The 17,947-nt window shown below is 71.4% G+C and carries 15 protein-coding genes and 1 riboswitch; of the genes, 12 read left to right on the top strand and 3 right to left on the bottom strand.

Features of this window, described 5'->3' with window-relative positions; all coding sequences use genetic code 11:
* Positions 1 to 96 precede the first annotated feature (96 nt).
* From OG570_RS01695 to OG570_RS01660, 8 genes are all read left to right on the top strand, one after another.
* Complete coding sequence (locus OG570_RS01695; RefSeq protein ID WP_326955326.1) at positions 97 to 867, top strand: DddA-like double-stranded DNA deaminase toxin; 771 nt, start codon at positions 97 to 99, stop codon at positions 865 to 867.
* Positions 855 to 1,271, top strand: a complete 417-nt coding sequence (locus tag OG570_RS01690) for an Imm1 family immunity protein (protein ID WP_326955325.1) — start codon at positions 855 to 857, stop codon at positions 1,269 to 1,271. Before OG570_RS01695 ends, OG570_RS01690 begins: the two co-directional genes overlap by 13 nt.
* A 145-nt stretch (positions 1,272 to 1,416) precedes the next feature.
* Positions 1,417 to 1,510, top strand: a riboswitch (glycine riboswitch).
* Positions 1,511 to 1,650: 140 nt separating this feature from the next.
* The gene (gene gcvP / locus OG570_RS01685) at positions 1,651 to 4,482 is read left to right on the top strand and encodes an aminomethyl-transferring glycine dehydrogenase (RefSeq protein WP_326959835.1); all 2,832 of its coding nucleotides are present in this window, start codon (positions 1,651 to 1,653) and stop codon (positions 4,480 to 4,482) included.
* Positions 4,483 to 4,541: 59 nt separating this feature from the next.
* Positions 4,542 to 5,642 carry a glycine cleavage system aminomethyltransferase GcvT gene (gcvT, locus tag OG570_RS01680; RefSeq protein ID WP_326955324.1) on the top strand — a complete coding sequence of 367 codons (1,101 nt, stop codon included), beginning with the start codon at positions 4,542 to 4,544 and terminating at the stop codon, positions 5,640 to 5,642.
* A 14-nt stretch (positions 5,643 to 5,656) separates the two neighbouring features.
* Positions 5,657 to 6,034: a glycine cleavage system protein GcvH gene (gene gcvH, locus OG570_RS01675; protein ID WP_247062187.1), complete on the top strand. Its 378-nt coding sequence runs from the start codon at positions 5,657 to 5,659 to the stop codon at positions 6,032 to 6,034.
* Positions 6,034 to 7,308 carry a serine hydroxymethyltransferase gene (gene glyA / locus OG570_RS01670; RefSeq protein WP_326955323.1) on the top strand — a complete coding sequence of 425 codons (1,275 nt, stop codon included), beginning with the start codon at positions 6,034 to 6,036 and terminating at the stop codon, positions 7,306 to 7,308. The genes gcvH and glyA overlap by 1 nt, the downstream gene beginning before the upstream one ends.
* Positions 7,305 to 8,306: a lipoyl synthase gene (lipA, locus tag OG570_RS01665; RefSeq protein ID WP_326955322.1), complete on the top strand. Its 1,002-nt coding sequence runs from the start codon at positions 7,305 to 7,307 to the stop codon at positions 8,304 to 8,306. The genes glyA and lipA overlap by 4 nt, the downstream gene beginning before the upstream one ends.
* 13 nt (positions 8,307 to 8,319) lie before the next feature.
* Positions 8,320 to 9,687, top strand: a complete 1,368-nt coding sequence (locus tag OG570_RS01660) for an L-serine ammonia-lyase (RefSeq protein ID WP_326955321.1) — start codon at positions 8,320 to 8,322, stop codon at positions 9,685 to 9,687.
* Between the two features lie 4 nt (positions 9,688 to 9,691).
* Here the strand turns inward: OG570_RS01660 and OG570_RS01655 are convergent, their stop codons facing one another.
* On the bottom strand, positions 9,692 to 9,910 hold the full coding sequence (locus tag OG570_RS01655) for a hypothetical protein (protein WP_326955320.1): 219 nt from the start codon (positions 9,908 to 9,910) through the stop codon (positions 9,692 to 9,694).
* Between the two features lie 201 nt (positions 9,911 to 10,111).
* On the opposite strand from OG570_RS01655, the gene OG570_RS01650 reads away from it, so the two are divergent.
* Positions 10,112 to 10,840 carry a FadR/GntR family transcriptional regulator gene (locus OG570_RS01650; RefSeq protein ID WP_247062196.1) on the top strand — a complete coding sequence of 243 codons (729 nt, stop codon included), beginning with the start codon at positions 10,112 to 10,114 and terminating at the stop codon, positions 10,838 to 10,840.
* Positions 10,841 to 11,160: 320 nt separating this feature from the next.
* On the top strand, positions 11,161 to 13,113 hold the full coding sequence (locus tag OG570_RS01645) for a transglycosylase domain-containing protein (protein WP_442788242.1): 1,953 nt from the start codon (positions 11,161 to 11,163) through the stop codon (positions 13,111 to 13,113).
* Between the two features lie 4 nt (positions 13,114 to 13,117).
* Here the strand turns inward: OG570_RS01645 and OG570_RS01640 are convergent, their stop codons facing one another.
* Positions 13,118 to 13,774, bottom strand: coding sequence for an O-methyltransferase (locus OG570_RS01640; protein ID WP_326947049.1), 657 nt, complete (start codon positions 13,772 to 13,774; stop codon positions 13,118 to 13,120).
* Between the two features lie 67 nt (positions 13,775 to 13,841).
* On the opposite strand from OG570_RS01640, the gene OG570_RS01635 reads away from it, so the two are divergent.
* Together OG570_RS01635 and OG570_RS01630 are read left to right on the top strand one after the other, a co-directional pair.
* Positions 13,842 to 15,170, top strand: a complete 1,329-nt coding sequence (locus OG570_RS01635; protein WP_326955319.1) for an aminotransferase-like domain-containing protein — start codon at positions 13,842 to 13,844, stop codon at positions 15,168 to 15,170.
* A 226-nt stretch (positions 15,171 to 15,396) separates the two neighbouring features.
* Complete coding sequence (locus OG570_RS01630; protein WP_326955318.1) at positions 15,397 to 16,083, top strand: S1 family peptidase; 687 nt, start codon at positions 15,397 to 15,399, stop codon at positions 16,081 to 16,083.
* Between the two features lies 1 nt (position 16,084).
* On the opposite strand, the gene OG570_RS01625 is transcribed toward OG570_RS01630, so the two are convergent.
* A complete protein-coding gene (locus OG570_RS01625) occupies positions 16,085 to 17,881 on the bottom strand; it encodes a hypothetical protein (RefSeq protein ID WP_326955317.1) in 1,797 nt (598 codons plus the stop codon).
* Positions 17,882 to 17,947 lie beyond the last annotated feature (66 nt).

The following is a 17,947-nucleotide window of genomic DNA, read 5'->3' as shown; positions in this document are numbered from 1 at the left end:
CGTGCGCCGGGAAACCTCATGCGCCTGGTCGAGTCGCACGCACCGAACGGCTGAACTGCGCCTCCCGAGACTCATGGCTCCTGAACCATGAGCTCCATGCCGAGCGCCCACGACGAGTACGTCGCCGCCGTCACGATGGCGGCGGACGCGGTCCGGGTGGCGGTCGATGCGTTGCGGCAGGTGGCCGAGAGGGTGGAGGAGGCGAGAACCGAGCTGGCCCAGGTCACGTCCGGTTCGGCCATCGGCGATCTGCCTGGTGTGTACAGCGGCATGATCTCGTCTGCCGACGAGATCGTCGGACGTCTGCTGGCACAACTGAGCTTCCTCGATGCCTACGCATCCCATGTCAGCGGCGGTATCTCGGTGCCTGGTGTCATTACCGCTTCGCCCGCCTCAACGAAAGCGCGGCCGGATCCGGCGACGTCTGTGACGTCCTCCGGCCAGATCACGAATGAGCAGGTCGAGAAGTTGCGGCAGCAGCTCCCGGCGCCCATCGGGCCGGACGATCGCGGGCGCAAGACTCACGGCCGCTGGATCGGCCCCGACGGCCGGGTGAACGAGACAGTCAGCGGCCGGGACGACGACGCCGCTCTGGCCCTGAGGCAACTTCAAGCCAAGGGCATTCCCCGGAAGCCGCTGCGTACGTCGGACATCGAAATGAAACTCGCCGCACGGATGGCCGAAAACGGTGTCACCCATGCCGCGATCGTGATCAACAATGTGCCCTGCAAGGGCATCCTCAGCTGCGACACCCTGGTGCCCATCCTGCTGCCCGATGGGTCCACACTCACGGTTCACGGGGTCGAGCCCGACGGCACCCCCTACGTCAAGCGTTTCGAGGGAGGAGCCCGCCCGTGGTGGAGCTAGAGGCGTGGTACGACGCCAAGTCGGCCGAGCCGACGTCGGTGAAGTCCCCGGCTGAGCTGGATGCCGTCCTGGACGCTCTCGCTGCCACTCGCAGGCCTGACCTGGCCGAGCTGACCATCGAGGGTGACCCCGGCCGTGCTCTGCTGAACGTCGGGATCGACGGCGCCCGAGGCCGAGGTGTTCTCTACTGCTCAGGAGCCGGCGACCCGGGCGCGGACGCCTTCTTCTCCCGCGGCGCCGCGGAGCCCGGCGCGGAAACGATCTACTACTACATGGGATCGGACACGGAGTTCCCAGCCGATGCCGAGCTGCCGGTGGCCGACATCCGGAAGGCCGCCCACGAGTTCCTCCGCACCGGCGGTGAGCGGCCGAGCGCTATTGCCTGGCAGTTGGACGAGCTGTAAGCCACACCACCGCCGAGTGGGTCACGTCACACTGTGGGCCGTCGGTCGAGGCGGGCTCGAGGGCCGGTGTGGTGTTGGCCGGGTGAAGTAGACGGGGGTTGAACCCGGCAGGTACGGTAGCCGCCATAACTGCAGATCGGGCCGTCGAGCCGAGGCGGGAGAGCCCTCACGAAGTCAGTGGGGCACCGAAGGAGCAAACTCCCCGGAATCTCTCAGGTACCTGCTACCGCTTCGTGCGAGGCCACTCTGGAAAGCAGGCGCACCCGCGCCTCACCCAAGGTGAAAGCCGTGTCTGACACGGTGAAACTCTCAGGTGCCATGACAGAGGGGGAGTTCCCAGCGCACCGTTGTGTCCGGTGCCCGGCCCGAGGAGCTCCCGATCACCTCTACGCAGTTCGACGCCCGTCACATCGGCCCCTCCGAGGCCGAACGCGCCAAGATGCTCGCCGAGTGCGGCTACGGATCCCTCGACGCGCTGCTCGAAGCGGCCGTGCCGAGTGCGATCCGCGTCACTCGCGACCTGGTCCTGCCGCCCGCCGCGTCCGAAGAGGACGCCACCGCGGAGCTGCGCGCGCTCGCCGCGCGTAACCGGCCGATGACGCAGATGATCGGGCTCGGCTACTCCGACACCGTCACCCCCGGCGTGATCCGGCGCAACGTCCTCGAGAACCCGGCCTGGTACACCGCCTACACGCCGTACCAGCCGGAGATCTCGCAGGGCCGCCTCGAAGCGCTGCTCAACTTCCAGACGATGGTCGCCGACCTGACCGGGCTGGCCACCGCGAACGCGTCCCTGCTGGACGAGTCGACCGCCGTCGCCGAGGCCGTCACGCTGATGCGCCGCGCGTCCAAGTCGAAGTCCAACAAGGTCGTGCTCGACGCCGAGTGCCTGCCGCAGACCATCGCCGTCGTGCGGACCCGCGTCGAGGCGCTGGGCATCGAGGTCGAGGTCCGCGACCTGCTGACCGGGCTGCCCGAGGACTTCTTCGGCGTCGTCGTCCAGTACCCCGGCGCGTCCGGCGTGCTGCGCGGCCGCGGTTTCTACCACGCGATCTCCGAGTCGGCGAAGGCCGCGGGCGCGCTGTTCACCGTCGCCGCCGACCTCCTCTCGCTGACGCTCATCACCTCGCCCGGCGAGTTCGGCGCCGACGTCGCCGCCGGGTCGACGCAGCGCTTCGGCGTCCCGCTCGGCTACGGCGGCCCGCACGCCGGGTTCATGTCCGTGCGCGCCGGGCTCGAGCGCTCGCTGCCCGGGCGCCTGGTCGGCGTCTCGGTCGACGCCGACGGCAACCCGGCCTACCGCCTCGCGCTGCAGACGCGTGAGCAGCACATCCGCCGCGAGAAGGCGACGTCCAACATCTGCACCGCGCAGGTCCTGCCGGCCGTGCTCGCCGCGATGTACGCGGTCTACCACGGCCCGGACGGCCTCAAGCGGATCGCCCAGCGCGTCCACGGCCTGGCCGCGGGCTTCGCCGACGCGCTGCGCAAGACCGGCGTCGAGGTCGTGCACGAGTCCTTCTTCGACACCGTCGTCGCGCACGTCCCGGGCCAGGCCGCCGACGTCCACGTCGCCGCCCGCGCGGCCGGCGTCAACCTCGGCCACGTCGACGCCGACCACGTCCGCGTCGCCTTCGACGAGGTCAGCACCCCCGCGATCACCGCCAAGGTCCTCAAGGCCTTCGGCGTCGAAGAGGACGCGCGGGACGGCGTCGCGCTGCCGAACGGCCTGGCCCGCGAGAGCGGCTTCATGGGCCACGAGGTCTTCGGCAGCCACCGCTCCGAGACGGCGATGCTGCGCTACCTGCGCCGGCTGTCCGACCAGGACTACGCGCTCGACCGCGGCATGATCCCGCTCGGCTCCTGCACGATGAAGCTCAACGCCACCACCGAGATGGAGCCGATCAGCTGGCGCGAGTTCGCCGGCATCCACCCGTTCGCCCCGGCCGAGGACGCCGAGGGCTACCACGTCCTCGTCGCGCAGCTGGCCGAGTGGCTGGCCGAGGTCACCGGCTACGACAAGGTGTCGCTGCAGCCGAACGCGGGCAGCCAGGGCGAGCTCGCCGGGCTCCTCGCGATCCGCGCCTACCACCGCTCGAACGGCGACGACGCCCGCGACGTCTGCCTGATCCCGTCGTCCGCGCACGGCACCAACGCCGCGTCCGCGGTGCTCGCCGGGATGCGCGTGGTCGTCGTCAAGTGCACCGACGAGGGCAACGTCGACCTGGCCGACCTGCGGTCCAAAGTGGACACGCACCGGGACACGCTCGCCGCGATCATGGTCACCTACCCGTCGACGCACGGCGTGTACGAGCACTCGATCGACGAGCTGGCCAAGATCGTGCACGACGGCGGCGGCCAGGTGTACGTCGACGGCGCGAACCTCAACGCCCTGCTGGGCCTGGCCAAGCCGGGCGAGTTCGGCGGCGACGTCTCGCACCTGAACCTGCACAAGACCTTCTGCATCCCGCACGGCGGTGGCGGCCCCGGCGTCGGCCCGGTCGCGGTGCGCGCGCACCTCGCGCCGTTCCTGCCCAACCACCCGCTGCTGGAGGCGGCCGGCCCGGCGACCGGCGTCGGCCCGATCAGCGGCGCGCCCTACGGCTCGGCGTCGATCCTGCCGATCTCCTGGGCCTACGTCCGGATGATGGGCGCGCCCGGCCTGACCGCCGCGACGAAGGTCGCCGTGCTGGCCGCGAACTACGTCGCGTCTCGCCTGGCCCCGCACTACCCGGTGCTCTACACGGGCCAGGACGGCCTGGTCGCGCACGAGTGCATCCTCGACCTGCGCCAGATCACCAAGGAGACCGGCGTGACGGTCGACGACGTCGCGAAGCGGCTCATCGACTACGGCTTCCACGCGCCGACCATGTCGTTCCCGGTCGCCGGGACGCTGATGGTCGAGCCGACCGAGTCCGAGGACCTGGGCGAGATCGACCGGTTCATCGCCGCGATGATCGCCATCCGCGGCGAGATCGACGAGGTCGCCAAGGGCACCTGGACGGCGGAGTCGTCGCCGCTGCGCGGTGCGCCGCACACCGCCGAGACGCTGGTCGGCGAGTGGGACAAGGCCTACGACCGCGAGCTGGCCGTGTTCCCGGCGGGCGTGTCGCGCAAGAACAAGTACTGGCCGCCGGTCCGTCGCATCGACGGCGCCCGCGGTGACCGCAACCTGGTCTGCTCCTGCCCGCCCCTCAGCGAGTACGGGTCGTGAGTGCGTAACAGTGTTCTAACACTGTTACGCACTCACGACCCCACCCACGGAAGGCGAACATGTCTCGCGAAACGTCCCTGCACGGAGTCCACAAGGGACTCGGTGCACTGTTCACCGACTTCGCCGGCTGGTCCATGCCGGTCCGCTACGCCAGCGAGCTGGCCGAGCACAAGGCCGTCCGCGAGGCGGCCGGGCTGTTCGACCTCTCGCACATGGCCGAAATCCACGTCACCGGCCCGCAGGCCGCCGACGTCCTGGACTTCGCGCTGGTCGGCAACCTCACCGGGGTCAAGCCGGGCCGGGCGCGCTACACGATGATCTGCGACGCCGGCGGCGGCGTGCTCGACGACCTGGTCGTCTACCGCCTGGCCGACGAGCACTACCTGGTCGTCGCCAACGCCGGCAACGCGAAGGTCGTCGCGGACGCGCTGGCCGAGCGGGTCGCGGGCTTCGACGCCGTCGTCGACGACCGGTCCGAGACGACCGCGCTGATCGCCGTCCAGGGCCCGAACGCCGTCAAGATCCTCGGTTCGGTCACCGACGCCGACCTCGACGCGCTCAAGTACTACGCCAGCGTGCCGGCGGTCGTGAAGGGCCACGAGGTCCTGCTCGCCCGCACCGGCTACACCGGCGAGGACGGCTTCGAGCTGTTCGTCCCGGCCGACGAGGCCCCGGCCGTCTGGCGCATCCTGTCCGAGGCCGGCGAGGGTCACGGGCTCGTCCCGGCCGGGCTGGCCTGCCGCGACACGCTGCGGCTCGAAGCCGGGATGCCGTTGTACGGCAACGAACTCACCCTCGGGCAGAGCCCGTTCGAAGCCGGGCTCGGGCGGGTTGTCAAGTTCGAGAAGCCGGGTGACTTCGTCGGCCGCGCGGCGCTGGAAGAGCGGTCCAAGGCCGACGTCCCGCGCGTGCGCGTCGGGCTCAAGGGCCAGGGGCGGCGCGCTCCGCGGCACGGCTACAAGCTGCTGGCCGATGGCGTGGACAGCACTGTGATCGGCGAGGTCACCAGCGGGGCGCTGTCGCCCACGCTGGGTCACCCGATCGCCATGGCGTACGTCGATCGGGCGTACACCGAGCCCGGCACCGAACTTTCCGTCGACATCCGGGGCAGGATCGAACCCGTCGAGGTCGTCGCCCTGCCCTTCTACTCCCGCGCGTAAAGGACTCTTTCACCGTGAGCATCCCCGAGAACCTGAAGTACACCAAGGAACACGAGTGGCTGAACGTCGAAGGTGACGTCGCCACCGTGGGCATCACCGCCTTCGCTGCCGAGTCGCTCGGCGACATCGTGTTCGTCCAGCTGCCCGACGTCGGCGCCACCATCACCTCGGGCGAGGTGTTCGGCGAGGTCGAGTCGACCAAGTCCGTCAGCGAGCTGTACGCGCCGGTCTCCGGCGAGGTCGTCGAGGTCAACGGCACCACGTCGGACACCCCCGAGGTGATCAACTCGGACCCGTACGCCGAAGGGTGGCTGCTCAAGGTGCGTCTCTCCGGTGACGTGCCCGAGCTGCTCGACGCCGCCGCCTACGCCGCACTCACCCAGGAGAGCTGATGACGACCTTCGACGCCCACCTTGCCGACGTCGACCCCGAGGTCGCGGCGGCCGTCGCCGACGAGCTCACCCGCCAGCAGTCGACCCTGGAGATGATCGCCTCCGAGAACTTCGCCCCGGTGGGCGTGCTCGAGGCGCAGGGTTCGGTGCTGACCAACAAGTACGCCGAGGGCTACCCCGGCCGCCGCTACTACGGCGGCTGCGAGCACGTCGACGTCGTCGAGCAGCTCGCGATCGACCGCGCGAAGGCGCTGTTCGGCGCGGAGCACGCCAACGTGCAGCCGCACTCGGGCGCGCAGGCCAACGCCGCCGCGATGTTCGCCGTGCTCAAGCCCGGTGACACCATCCTCGGCCTCGACCTGGCGCACGGCGGCCACCTGACGCACGGGATGAAGATCAACTTCTCGGGCAAGCTCTACAACGTCGTCGCCTACCACGTCGACAAAGAGACAGGCATCGTCGACCTGGCCGAGATCGAGCGTCTCGCCGTCGAGCACGAGCCGAAGCTGATCATCGCCGGCTGGTCGGCGTACCCGCGTCAGCTCGACTTCGCCGAGTTCCGCCGCATCGCGGACCTGGTGGAAGCGAAGCTGATGGTGGACATGGCGCACTTCGCCGGGCTGGTCGCGACCGGCCTGCACCCGTCGCCGGTGCCGCACGCCGACATCGTCACCACGACCACGCACAAGACCCTCGGCGGTCCGCGCGGCGGCTTGATCCTGTGCCGCCAGGAGCTGGCGAAGAAGATCAATTCGGCGGTGTTCCCCGGCCAGCAGGGCGGGCCGCTCGAACACGTCATCGCGGCCAAGGCCGTCGCGCTGAAGATCGCCGCGAGCGAGGAGTTCAAGGAGCGCCAGCAGCGCACCCTGGACGGCTCGCGCATCCTGGCGTCGCGGCTGTCGCAGGAAGACTGCGCTTCGGCCGGCGTACGCGTGTTGACCGGCGGCACCGACGTCCACCTGGTGCTCGTCGACCTCGTCCAGTCCACTCTGGACGGTCAGCAGGCCGAGGACCGGCTGCACGAGGTCGGTATCACGGTCAACCGCAACGCCGTCCCGTTCGACCCGCGCCCGCCGATGATCACCTCCGGCCTGCGCATCGGCACCCCGGCGCTGGCCACCCGCGGCTTCCAGGCCGAGGACTTCACCGAGGTCGCCGACGTCATCGCCGAGGCCCTCAAGCCCGACTTCGACGACGCCCTCCGCGCGAAGCTGCGCGACCGCGTCGAGACCCTGGCCAAGAAGCACCCGCTGTACGCGGACCTGTCCCGGTGAGCGCTCTGCCCGAGGGCCGGAAGCTGCTGCGCCTGGAAATCCGCAACAGCGAGACGCCGATCGAGAAGAAGCCGCCGTGGATCAAGACGCGGGTGCGGATGGGGCCGGAGTTCACCGAGCTGAAGGGCTTGGTGCGCCGCGAAGGTCTGCACACGGTGTGTGAAGAAGCGGGCTGTCCCAACATCTACGAGTGCTGGGAAGACCGCGAAGCCACGTTCCTCATCGGTGGTGACCAGTGCACCCGCCGGTGTGATTTCTGCCAGATCGACACGGGTAAGCCCGCTGAACTGGACCGGACGGAGCCGCGGAAGGTCGCGGAGTCCGTCCAGGCCATGGGCCTGCGGTACTCGACGATCACCGGCGTCGCTCGTGACGACCTCGCCGATGGTGGCGCGTGGCTGTACGCCGAGACGGTGCGTCAGATCCATTCGCTCAATCCGGGTACCGGTGTCGAGTTGCTGATCCCGGACTTCAACGCGGACCCGGAGCAGCTGGCCGAGGTGTTCGGGTCGCGGCCGGAGGTGTTGGCCCACAACGTGGAGACGGTCCCGCGGATCTTCAAGCGGATCCGTCCCGGCTTCCGTTACGCGCGTTCGCTGGAGGTCATCACCAAGGCGCGTGAGTTCGGCCTGGTCACGAAGTCCAACCTGATCCTCGGCATGGGCGAGACGCCCGACGAGGTCGCCCCGGCGATGCAGGACCTGGTCGACGCCGGGTGCGAGATCCTGACGATCACGCAGTACCTGCGGCCGTCGCCGCGGCACCACCCGGTGGACCGGTGGGTGAAGCCGGAGGAGTTCGTGGAGCACTCGAACGCCGCCGAGGCGATGGGCTTCGCGGGCGTCATGGCGGGGCCGCTGGTGCGGTCGTCGTACCGCGCGGGACGGCTCTACGCCCAGACCAAGGCCCACCGCGGTGAGGAGCTGCCGGAGAACCTGCGGCACCTCACCGACCAGGGGCCGGCCGCGCAAGAAGCCAGCTCCCTGCTGGCGAGATAGGAGAGGCGGATCAATGGCGATCAGCGTCTTCGACCTGTTTTCCATCGGCATCGGGCCGTCGAGCTCCCACACCGTCGGCCCGATGCGTGCGGCACTGACCTTTGTGGACGGACTCGGCGAGGATCTCGAAAAGACCGCGCGCGTGCAGGCCGAGCTGTTCGGCTCGCTCGGCGCGACCGGCTTCGGCCACGGCAGCGACAAAGCCGTCCTGCTCGGGCTTTCGGGTGAGCGTCCCGAGGCCATCGACACCGACACCGTGCCGGTGCGCGTCGCGGAGATCCGCGAGTCCGGCCGGCTGAAGGTGGGCGGCACGCACGAGATCGCGTTCGACGAGGACACCGATCTCACCATGCACCGCCGCAAGGCCCTGCCGGCGCACCCGAACGGCATGATCTTCCGGGCCTTCGACGCGTCCGGCGCGCTGTTGCGCGAGCGGACGTACTACTCGGTGGGCGGTGGCTTCGTCCGCGACGAGTCGTACGAGACGGACGCGGTGTTCGTCGAGGACGCGACGCCGGTGCCGTACCCGTTCCGCACCGGCGCGGACCTGCTCGGGCACTGCGCGTCGACCGGGCTGCCGATCAGCGAGATCATGATGGCGAACGAGCTGTCGTGGCGTTCGCGCGAAGAGGTCCGGGACGGCCTGCTGCGGATCTGGGCGGTCATGGCCGAGTGCGTCCGCAACGGCTGCGTCCACGAAGGTGTGCTGCCGGGCGGGCTGAAGGTGCCGCGCCGGGCGCGGGCGCTGCACGAGAAGCTGCTGGCCGAGGACGGCCTGGACGACCCGCTGTACGCGATGGACTGGGTCAGTCTCTACGCGCTGGCGGTCAACGAGGAGAACGCCGCGGGCGGGCGCGTCGTCACCGCGCCGACCAACGGCGCCGCCGGCATCATCCCGGCGGTCCTGCACTACTACCAGCGGTTCATCCGGCACTCGTCGGACGACGGCATCGTCACGTTCATGCTCACCGCGGCCGCGATCGGCTCGATCCTCAAGCAGACCGGCTCGATCTCCGGCGCCGAGGTCGGCTGCCAGGGCGAGGTCGGCTCGGCGTCCGCGATGGCGGCGGCCGGGCTGACGGAGGTGCTCGGCGGCTCCCCGGCGCAGGTCGAGAACGCGGCGGAGATCGGCGTCGAGCACCACCTGGGCCTGACGTGCGACCCGGTCGGCGGCCTGGTGCAGATCCCGTGCATCGAGCGCAACGCGGTCGGCGCGTCGAAGGCCATCCACGCGGCCCGGATGGCGATGCGCGGCGACGGCAGTCACGTGGTGACGCTGGACAAGGCGATCAAGACGATGCGCGAGACGGGCGCGGACATGAGCGTGAAGTACAAGGAAACCGCGCGCGGCGGCCTGGCGGTGAACGTCATCGAGTGCTGACGGGTCAGTTGCGGCGGGCCTCGTCGTCGGACTCGGTGGCCAGCCGCAGGCCGACCTCCACGAGGGTCCAGCCGAACTGCTGGCGCCGGGTCCCGGTGTGGCGGCGTGGTGTCGCCCGGCCCGGCGGACGGTTGCGCACGCCGTGGCGCAACTCGTTCTCGCGCTCGTGTACCAGATCCTCGGCCATCAGAAAGTGCACCGGCTCGCCCCCTGCGTCGCTCATCGGTGTCGTGCGGCCCATCGTCGCCGACTGTGCCCGTTCGGTTCCACAGGTTTTTCACACCGCGAACACAGTGTGATCGCCGCGCGAGCCTCGGTCCACTTCGAAGGTGCGAGGCGTACCGTGACGGACACCCAGCGTGCCCGGGTCGCGCGCGGCGGGTGAACCACCCGGCCACCGTGGCCCGCGGCCTAAACTCGCGGGATGGAGTCGACCTCGGTGGTGAATGCCGGCGAAGCGCTGTTCCGGCCGGTCCGCGCGGGCAACGCTTTCGAGGAGACCGTCGAGCGGCTGCTGCAGGCGATCCGGCTGGGCGTGGTCGGCGCGGGGGAGCGGCTCCCGTCGGAGCGCGAGCTCGCCGAACGGCTCGGGGTCAGCCGCGTCACGCTGCGCGAGGCCATCCGCGCACTCTCCGACGCCGGTTACGTCGAGTCACGTCGAGGTCGCTACGGCGGCACGTTCGTGAACGAGACCCTCCCCGGCCCGCCGGAACACGCACCCGACGCGGTCGCCGTCGATTCGGTGGTGCTGGAGGACGCGCTGAGCCTGCGCTACGTGCTGGAGACGGGCGCGGCGGAGATGGCCGCGGCCCGCTCGCTGAGCCCGGCCGACCGTCAGCACCTCACGGGCACCCTGGCCGAGGCGGCGGGCGCCGACCTCGACGACTACCGCCGCAAGGACTCCCGCCTCCACCTGGCGATCGCCGAGGTCACGGCGTCCGGATCGTTGACCACGGCGATGGCCGACGCGCGCACCCGGGTGAACCAGCTGCTGGACCGGATCCCGCTGCTGCAACCGAACCTGGAGCACTCGAACGCCCAGCACGAGGCAATAGTGGACGCAATCCTGGCCGGCGACGCGGTCGCGGCCCGCCACGCGATGGCGGAGCACATCGAGGGAACGGCTTCGCTGCTGCGCGCCTTCCTGGCCTGACGAGCGCGGCGGTCAGCCCGGCACAAGGCTCCGGCTCAGGCCGGAACCGATGCGGCGCGGCGTGATCCCGGCGGTGTGACGCGAGCCGCCAGCTCGCGCCCGCGATGCTCCGATCCGGTCGGAACCGGCGCAGCGCACGTCAATCTCGGCTGGTCACGCGCCCGCGGCCGGCCAGGCGATGGCGGAGCACATCGAACGCGCAGCCTCGCTGCTGCGCGCCTTCCTGGCCTGAAGCACCTCATCGGGCCGTCTTGACAGGATTCGAACAACTCCGTTAATTCTCCACAGAACCTTTTCACTCGACCGGACGTCATCCATTCGTGACCTCGACGACGACGGAACCCGACGGTGCCGATGACGCCGAAGCGAAGCCCGACACCCCGCGGCGCCGGCGATGGCGGCGGATGCGGCGGATCGGTTACTGGAGCTTCGGGCTCCTCGTCGGCGTGCCGCTGATCGCGTTCTGGATCGCCTACCTCGTGCTCGACGTGCGCAGCCCGCAGGAGGTGCTCGCCGGGCTCGACAAGACCGTCGTGCTGAACTACTCCGACGGATCGCCGCTGCTCAAGGTGATTCCGGCCGACGGCGACCGGATGTTCGTGCCCTACGCGCAGGTGCCCTCGAAGCTGCGCGACGCGATCATCGCCACCGAGGACCCGACCTTCTGGGACAACCAGGGTTTCGACCCGACCGGCATCGGCCGCGCGTTCCTGACCGGCGTCGGCGGTGGGTCCGGGATCACCCAGCAGTACATCAAGAAGTCCACCGGCGACGACGACGCCACGGTCGGGCGCAAGTTCGCCGAGCTCGTGCTGGCCACGAAGATCACCCAGGAACAGAGCAAGGAACAGATCTTCGAGAGCTACGTCAACATCATCTCCTTCGGCCGTGGCACGTTCGGGCCCGCCGCGGCGACGAACGCCTACTTCGGCAAGAAGCTCGACGACTCCATGACCTGGAGCGAAGCCGCGTTCCTGGCCGGGATGATCCAGTCGCCGTCGGTGCACGACCCGGCGGCCTCCGGCGACGCGCACGCCGCGCGGCGCTGGCAGTACGTGCACGACAAGCTCGTCGAGCGCGGTTACGTGAAGAGCGACGAAAGCATGGCCTACCCCGGCACCGAGATCCAGCCACCGTCGGAAACCCGCGCCGGCCGCGTCACCTACGACGGATTCCACGTCAAGCAGCAGGTGCTGGCCGAGCTCGAGCAGGACGGCTTCCCGCTCGGCCGGCTCCAGCAGGGCAACATGACCGTCGAGACGACGCTGGACCGGACCGCGCAGGCCGCCGCGACGAAAGCGTTGCAGGACAGGCTGAAGGGCGAACCGAAGGAGTTCCGCGGCGCCGTCGTCGCCGTCGACCCGAAGACCGGCGCCGTGCGCGCCTACCAAGGCGGTGACCAGGGCGTCCGCGACTACGCGAGCACCCCGCACGCGGCCGGCTCGGCGTTCTACCCGTTCACGCTCGCCGCGGCCCTGCGCGGCGGGTACGGCCTCGACCAGCCGCTCCCGTCGCCGGAGAAGCAGGAGTTCCTCGGCGAGAGCTTCCAGTACCCGGTCGTCTGCCCGAAGTGCACGCCGGTCGCCGCGATGCAGTCCCAGGCCGACGGCCCGTTCATCGCCGTGGCCAGGAAACTCGGCCCGGACGCGCTGAGCGAGGCCGCGCGGCAGGCGGGCATCCCGGAGGCCGTCGACGGCGTGCCGACCATGCGGGAGAAGGACGGCTTCCTGATCGGCGCGGGCATCGCGATCGGCCGGTACCCGTTGCGGCCGCTGGACATGGCGGGCGCGTACGCGACTTTCGCCGCCGACGGGCAGCGCGCCACCCCGCACTTCGTGGCGAAGGTGCGCGACGAGAGCGGCGCGGTCGTCTGGGAACACACCGACACCGCGCGGCCCGCGTTCGACGACGACGGCGACGCGAGCCGCCGCATCGCCGAGGATGTCACCGCGACGCTGGGCACGTCACTGCCGGACGGGCGCCCGGCGGCGCTGCGGTTCGGCGCGGCCGAGCACGGCAACTCGCCGGACAACCAGGACGCCTGGGCCGTCGGCTACACGCCGCAGCTGGCGACCGCGGTCTGGATCGGCTCCGACGACGACCGGCTGCTGAAGGACGCGACCGGCGCCAAGCTCACCGGCGACGTCGTCCCGGCCGACATCTGGCGCGCGTTCATGGCCGCGGCGCACGAAGGGCAGCCGATCCGGCCGCTCGGCGACGCGAAGCGGGGGGTGGCGCTCGCACCGCCGCCGGAGATCCGCCCGCGGCGGTGACGGCTCAGCTGACCAGGGCCAGCAGGAAGCCGTCGTAGCTCTTGCCGCCGACCGTCTGGACGGCGGTCGCGTCCAGCCGGGGTTCGGCGGCGATCAGCTCGGCCATCCGCCGCACACCCTGGACGTTCGGGTCGGTGCTCCCGGCGTCGACCACCGCGCCGCCGCGCACGACGTTGTCGACGACGATCGTCGTGCCCGGCCGCGACAGCGCCAGCGCCTCGCGGACGTAGTTGTCGAGGTTGGCCTTGTCGGCGTCGATGAACACGAAGTCGAACGGCCCGGTGAGCGTCGGCAGCGTGTCCAGCGCGGCGCCCACCCGGATGTCGACGACCTCTTCGCCGAAGCCCGCGCGCGCCAGGTTCGCCCGCGCGACGTCGGCGTGCTTGGGCTCGTACTCGCAGGTCACCAGCCGGCCGCCGGCCGGGAGCGCGCGGGCCAGCCAGATCGTGCTGTACCCGCCGAGCGTGCCGATCTCCAGGATCGACCGCGCGCCGGCGAGGCGGGCCAGCAGGTTCAGCAGCTTGCCCTGGTTCGGGGCGACGGCGATCGACGGCAGGCCGGCGGCCGCGGAATCGGCCAGCGCGGCGTCGAGCACCGGATCGGGGCTCAGCACGGCGGCGGCGAAGTAGTCGTCGACCGCGGCCCAGGTGTTGTCGCTCATGGGACCCAACCTAGCGGGATCCACGCCGGTGGGATCATGGCCGGGACGGCCGGGGAGGAAGGTGGACATGGACGACTACCGCGTCGTCGCGGACACCCTCGCCGCCGACGTCGAAGCCGGCCGCCTGCGCCCCGGCGACCGGCTCCCGCCGCAGCGCCGCTTCGCGCGGGAGCGCGGCATCGCGAACTCCACGGCCGCCCGTGTCTACGGCGAGCTGGTCCGGCGCGGCCTGGCCGTCGGCGAGGTCGGCCGCGGCACGTTCATCCGGGCCGCGAAGCCGCCGCCGGAACCCGCGCTCGCCGAGCCCGGGGACGCCCGCGTCGACCTCGAGCTCAACTTCGCCGTGCTGCCGGGCCAGTCCGCGAGCCTCGCCCGCGCGCTGGAACCGTTGCTGCGCCAGGACGTCCTGACCGCGGCCCTGCACCCGATCGGCGCCGCGGGCACCCCGGTCGCGCGCGACGCGGCGGCCGCACTGCTCACCCGCGGCGACTGGCGCCCGGACCCGGCGACGCTGCTGTTCACCGGCAACGGCCGCCAGGCCATCGCGGCGGCGATCGCCGCGTTCGTGCCGGTGGGGGAGCGGCTCGCGGTCGAGTCGTTGACGTATCCGGTGGTGAAGGGCGTCGCCGCGCGGCTCGGCGTGGAGCTGGTGCCGATCGAGACGGACGACGACGGCCTGGTGCCCGCGGCGCTGCTGGCGGCCGGGCCGGTGCGGGCGCTGTACGTCCAGCCGACGCTGCACAACCCGCTCGGCACGACGATGCCCGCGGCCCGGCGCGCGGCCCTCGCCGAGGTCGTGACGCGGCTGGACCTGCCGGTGATCGAGGACGGCATCTACACGTTCCTGCGCGCCGACGTCCGCCCGTTCGCGGCGTTCGCGCCGGAGCGGACGGTGTTCGTGGACAGCCTGTCCAAGCGCGTCGCCCCGGGGCTGACGGCGGGGTTCCTGGTGCCGCCGCCGGCGTGGACGGCCCGGCTGGCGTCGGCGGTCCGCTCGGGCGGCTGGGCGGCGCCCAGGTTCGCGGTCGAGGCGGCGACGCAGTGGATCACGACGGGCACCTTGGCGGAGGTGGAGACGGCGAAGCGTGCGGACGCCGCTTCGCGGGCCGCGGTGGTGGCGGAGCGGCTGGCCGGGTTCGACGTCCACGGCGACCCGGCGTCGTACCACCGCTGGTGGGTGCTGCCGGAACAGTGGCGCGCGGAGACGTTCGTCGCGGCGGCGGCGCGGCGCGGGATCGCGTTGTCCCCGGCGTCGGCGTTCGCGGTGCTGCCGGGTCACGCGCCGAACGCGGTGCGGATCGCGGTGTCGGCGCCGCCTCCCGAAACGCTCGACGCGGCCCTGAAAGTCCTCGCCGAGCTGGCGTCCGGCACGCCCGACGACTTGCTCGTGGACTAGATCACGCAACCATCTCGGCCTGGCGTACGTACTCATAAGAGTGAGGAAGAAATCGCGCGGCCGCCGCGGGCCGAGGCTGGGGGCTGCCGCTGTCGCGGCTGTCGTGGGAGCCGGGCTGGCCTGCGCTTACACCACTTTCGGCGCGTCGCTGATCGCGAGCGCCGACGCTCCGCGTCACACCGCGGTGACCGAAAGCAGCACTACCGGGAGTAGCCCGACGACTCCGGTGCTCAGTCGTCCGGTACCGGATCCCATCCTGCCGTTCAACGCGAAGCTGACTTCCACGGACATCCCGGTCCCCGGCGGCGGTGTCCGCAGCGGCGCCTGCAGCGGCTCGCTCATCGACGCCCGGTGGGTCGTGACCGCCGGGCACTGCTTCCACGACGTCAACGACGTCCGGGTCGGGGGCAAGCCGCGCTACGACATGACCGTGACGCTCGGGAAGCTCAAGGACAGCGACACCGGCGGCGAGTCGGCGCAGGTCGTCGACGTCCGGCAGTCCGCGGTCAACGACCTCGCCGTCGTGAAGCTCAGCGCGCCCATCACCGGCATCGCCCCGCTGAAGCTGGCGACCGAGCCGCCGTCGAAGGGGCAGCCACTGCGGTTCATCGGCTGGGGTTCGGTGTCGGCCACCGTCGTCGCGCCGTCGGACCACCTCAAGCGCGGTCAGTTCACCGTCGCGAAGATCCGGCAGACCACCCTGGAAGCCGCGCCGGTCGTGACGCGGACCGTCGAGAACAGCCCGTGCAAGGACGACTCGGGCGGCCCGTTCTTCACCTCCGACGACGACCGCACCGGCACCCTCGTGGCCATCGTCAACGACGGCCCGGCGTGCCCCCAGCCCGGGCTCGAGGTCATCGCGCGGGTGGACGTCGTCGCCGGCTGGATCCAGGAGCAGATCGACGGCGGGTGACTCAGCGCGCGTACTTCCCGACGAAGCTGCCGCAGGTCACCGCGCGCCCGGTGAGCTTCGCCTGGATCGCCTTCTCCAGCCCCAGGTAGTCGAACACCGGGGTGTCGAGCGGGATCTGGGCCGGCACCGGGCCGCCGGTCGCGAGCTGCCGGATCGAGTCCGTCTGGAACAGCACCAGGTAGTCGCCCTCGCGGTTGAGGTCGTCGGCCTCCGCGAGCATGCGCTGCGGGGCGTCGCCGACGATCTCCAGCGGCAGCGGCCACTCCAGCGGGAACGGGTTGCGCAGGCCGAACGCCGGGTAGGCGAACGAGCTGTCCGGCAGGATCGCCGTGCGGGCCGCCGGGAACTCCGCCAGGCAGTCGCGGATCTGCCGGACGTAGGTGAACGTCGAGGGGTTGGTGCGGATCCCGCTCATCGCCGGGGTCACCGCGCCGAGGTCCTCGGTCAGCTTGTCGTGGCTCAGGTCGAGGTAGGCCGCCTGGTCGTGGCGCGCGACGACGACCCAGCCGCACACCGCCACCGCCGTCAGGCCCGCCGTCGCCGTCACCCAGCGCCGCGCCAGCCGCGGCCGCGGCGGGACCACGGCGCTCAGCAGCAGCAACGCCGTCAGCGCGAGCGTCCCGGTGAGCAGCGTCGGCGTGTCGTTGCCCCACGACAGGCTGGTCATGAACCCGGTCGCGAGCACCAGCAGCCCGGCCCACGGCACCTTGCGCGTCACGGCCGCGTTGACCAGCACGCTCACCGCGACGATCCACCACAGCACGTCCGCCCAGCGCGACGAGCCGGTGAACCGGCCGTCGACCACGGTCAGGACCACGGCCGTCGCGCCGGCCAGCACCAGCACCCAGGACGCCACCCGGCCGGCCGCGCCGAGCCGGTCGCCCGGCAGCCGGACCGCGAGCAGCACCACGGCGATCGCGGCGAAGAAGCTCAGCTCCCGCACCGGCGCCCGGGTCAGCACCTCCGGGTCCTCCAGCCACAGCCCGAGCAGCCGCTGGCCGTACGCGGGCACGCCGCCGGTGAGCTGCTCGACCATCTCCGCGAACCCGCCGCCCAGGCTCACCCAGGCCACGTAGGCCAGCCCGGGCGCGCCGAGGGACAGCAGGTCGACGACCAGGCGACGCCACCAGCGCGCCGTCCGCAGCGCGCCGGCCCGCGTCGCCGGGTGCAGCAGCAGCCAGCAGACGCCGATCACCGCGGCCAGCGCGAAGCTCTGCTTGACGAACACCGCGCAGCCCAGCAGGGCCAGCCCGCCGCGGCGGGCGAACGCGTGGCCGCCGCGCAGGCCCGCGTCCAGGGCCCAGGCGCCGCACGCGGTGAGCGCGATGCCGTCGACCGTGTGCCAGGCCATCAGCGGGAACGCGTTGAGGTTGATGAGCGACGCCGCCGCGACCATCGCCGTCATGCCCGGCCCCCAGGCCAGCACCCGGCGGCGGGTGACCAGCGCGGCGAACCCGATGGTCGCCACGATGATCTCGATCATGGACAGGAAGCTCGAGCCGAAGAACAGCGGCATCGGCAGCGCGAAGTCGGCGACGTGCAGCACCGCCGACCCGAGCGGGCGCGCGGAGATGATCTCGGCGTGCGGCACTTCGCCGTGCAGCACCCGCCACGCCTGGGCGAGGATGAAGCCCTGGTCGGACGGGTGGAAGCCGAAGCGGCCGACGCGCAGTTCGGTGGCCAGCGCGAGCAGCACGACCCAGGCGGCGTGCACGCTCCAGCGCAGCAGCGGCCGGGAGCGCTCCACGGGAGCGGGCTCCGGGGAGGCAGTGGCGCGCACCGGACTCGCCACGTCCACGCCGCCCGCCTTCCGCTCCCGATCACACCCGGGAAGCGATGGTAGCGGCCGGGCCGCCCGCGGATA

It is taken from the genome of Amycolatopsis sp. NBC_01286 (assembly GCF_035982555.1).
In the GTDB taxonomy this organism is placed as follows: domain Bacteria; phylum Actinomycetota; class Actinomycetes; order Mycobacteriales; family Pseudonocardiaceae; genus Amycolatopsis.
The sequence above is the reverse complement of the archived record's forward strand: the minus strand, read 5'-3'. Positions and strand labels throughout refer to the sequence as shown.

Bases quoted from the DNA above. Each gene is read 5' to 3' on its own strand.
- OG570_RS01695 (WP_326955326.1), top strand. From the start codon at position 97: ATGCCGAGCGCCCACGACGAGTACGTCGCCGCCGTCACGATGGCGGCG.
- gcvT (WP_326955324.1), top strand. From the start codon at position 4,542: ATGTCTCGCGAAACGTCCCTGCACGGAGTCCACAAGGGACTCGGTGCA.
- glyA (WP_326955323.1), top strand. From the start codon at position 6,034: ATGACGACCTTCGACGCCCACCTTGCCGACGTCGACCCCGAGGTCGCG.
- OG570_RS01660 (WP_326955321.1), top strand. From the start codon at position 8,320: ATGGCGATCAGCGTCTTCGACCTGTTTTCCATCGGCATCGGGCCGTCG.
- OG570_RS01655 (WP_326955320.1), bottom strand. From the start codon at position 9,910: ATGAGCGACGCAGGGGGCGAGCCGGTGCACTTTCTGATGGCCGAGGAT.
- OG570_RS01650 (WP_247062196.1), top strand. From the start codon at position 10,112: ATGGAGTCGACCTCGGTGGTGAATGCCGGCGAAGCGCTGTTCCGGCCG.
- OG570_RS01640 (WP_326947049.1), bottom strand. From the start codon at position 13,774: ATGAGCGACAACACCTGGGCCGCGGTCGACGACTACTTCGCCGCCGCC.
- OG570_RS01635 (WP_326955319.1), top strand. From the start codon at position 13,842: ATGGACGACTACCGCGTCGTCGCGGACACCCTCGCCGCCGACGTCGAA.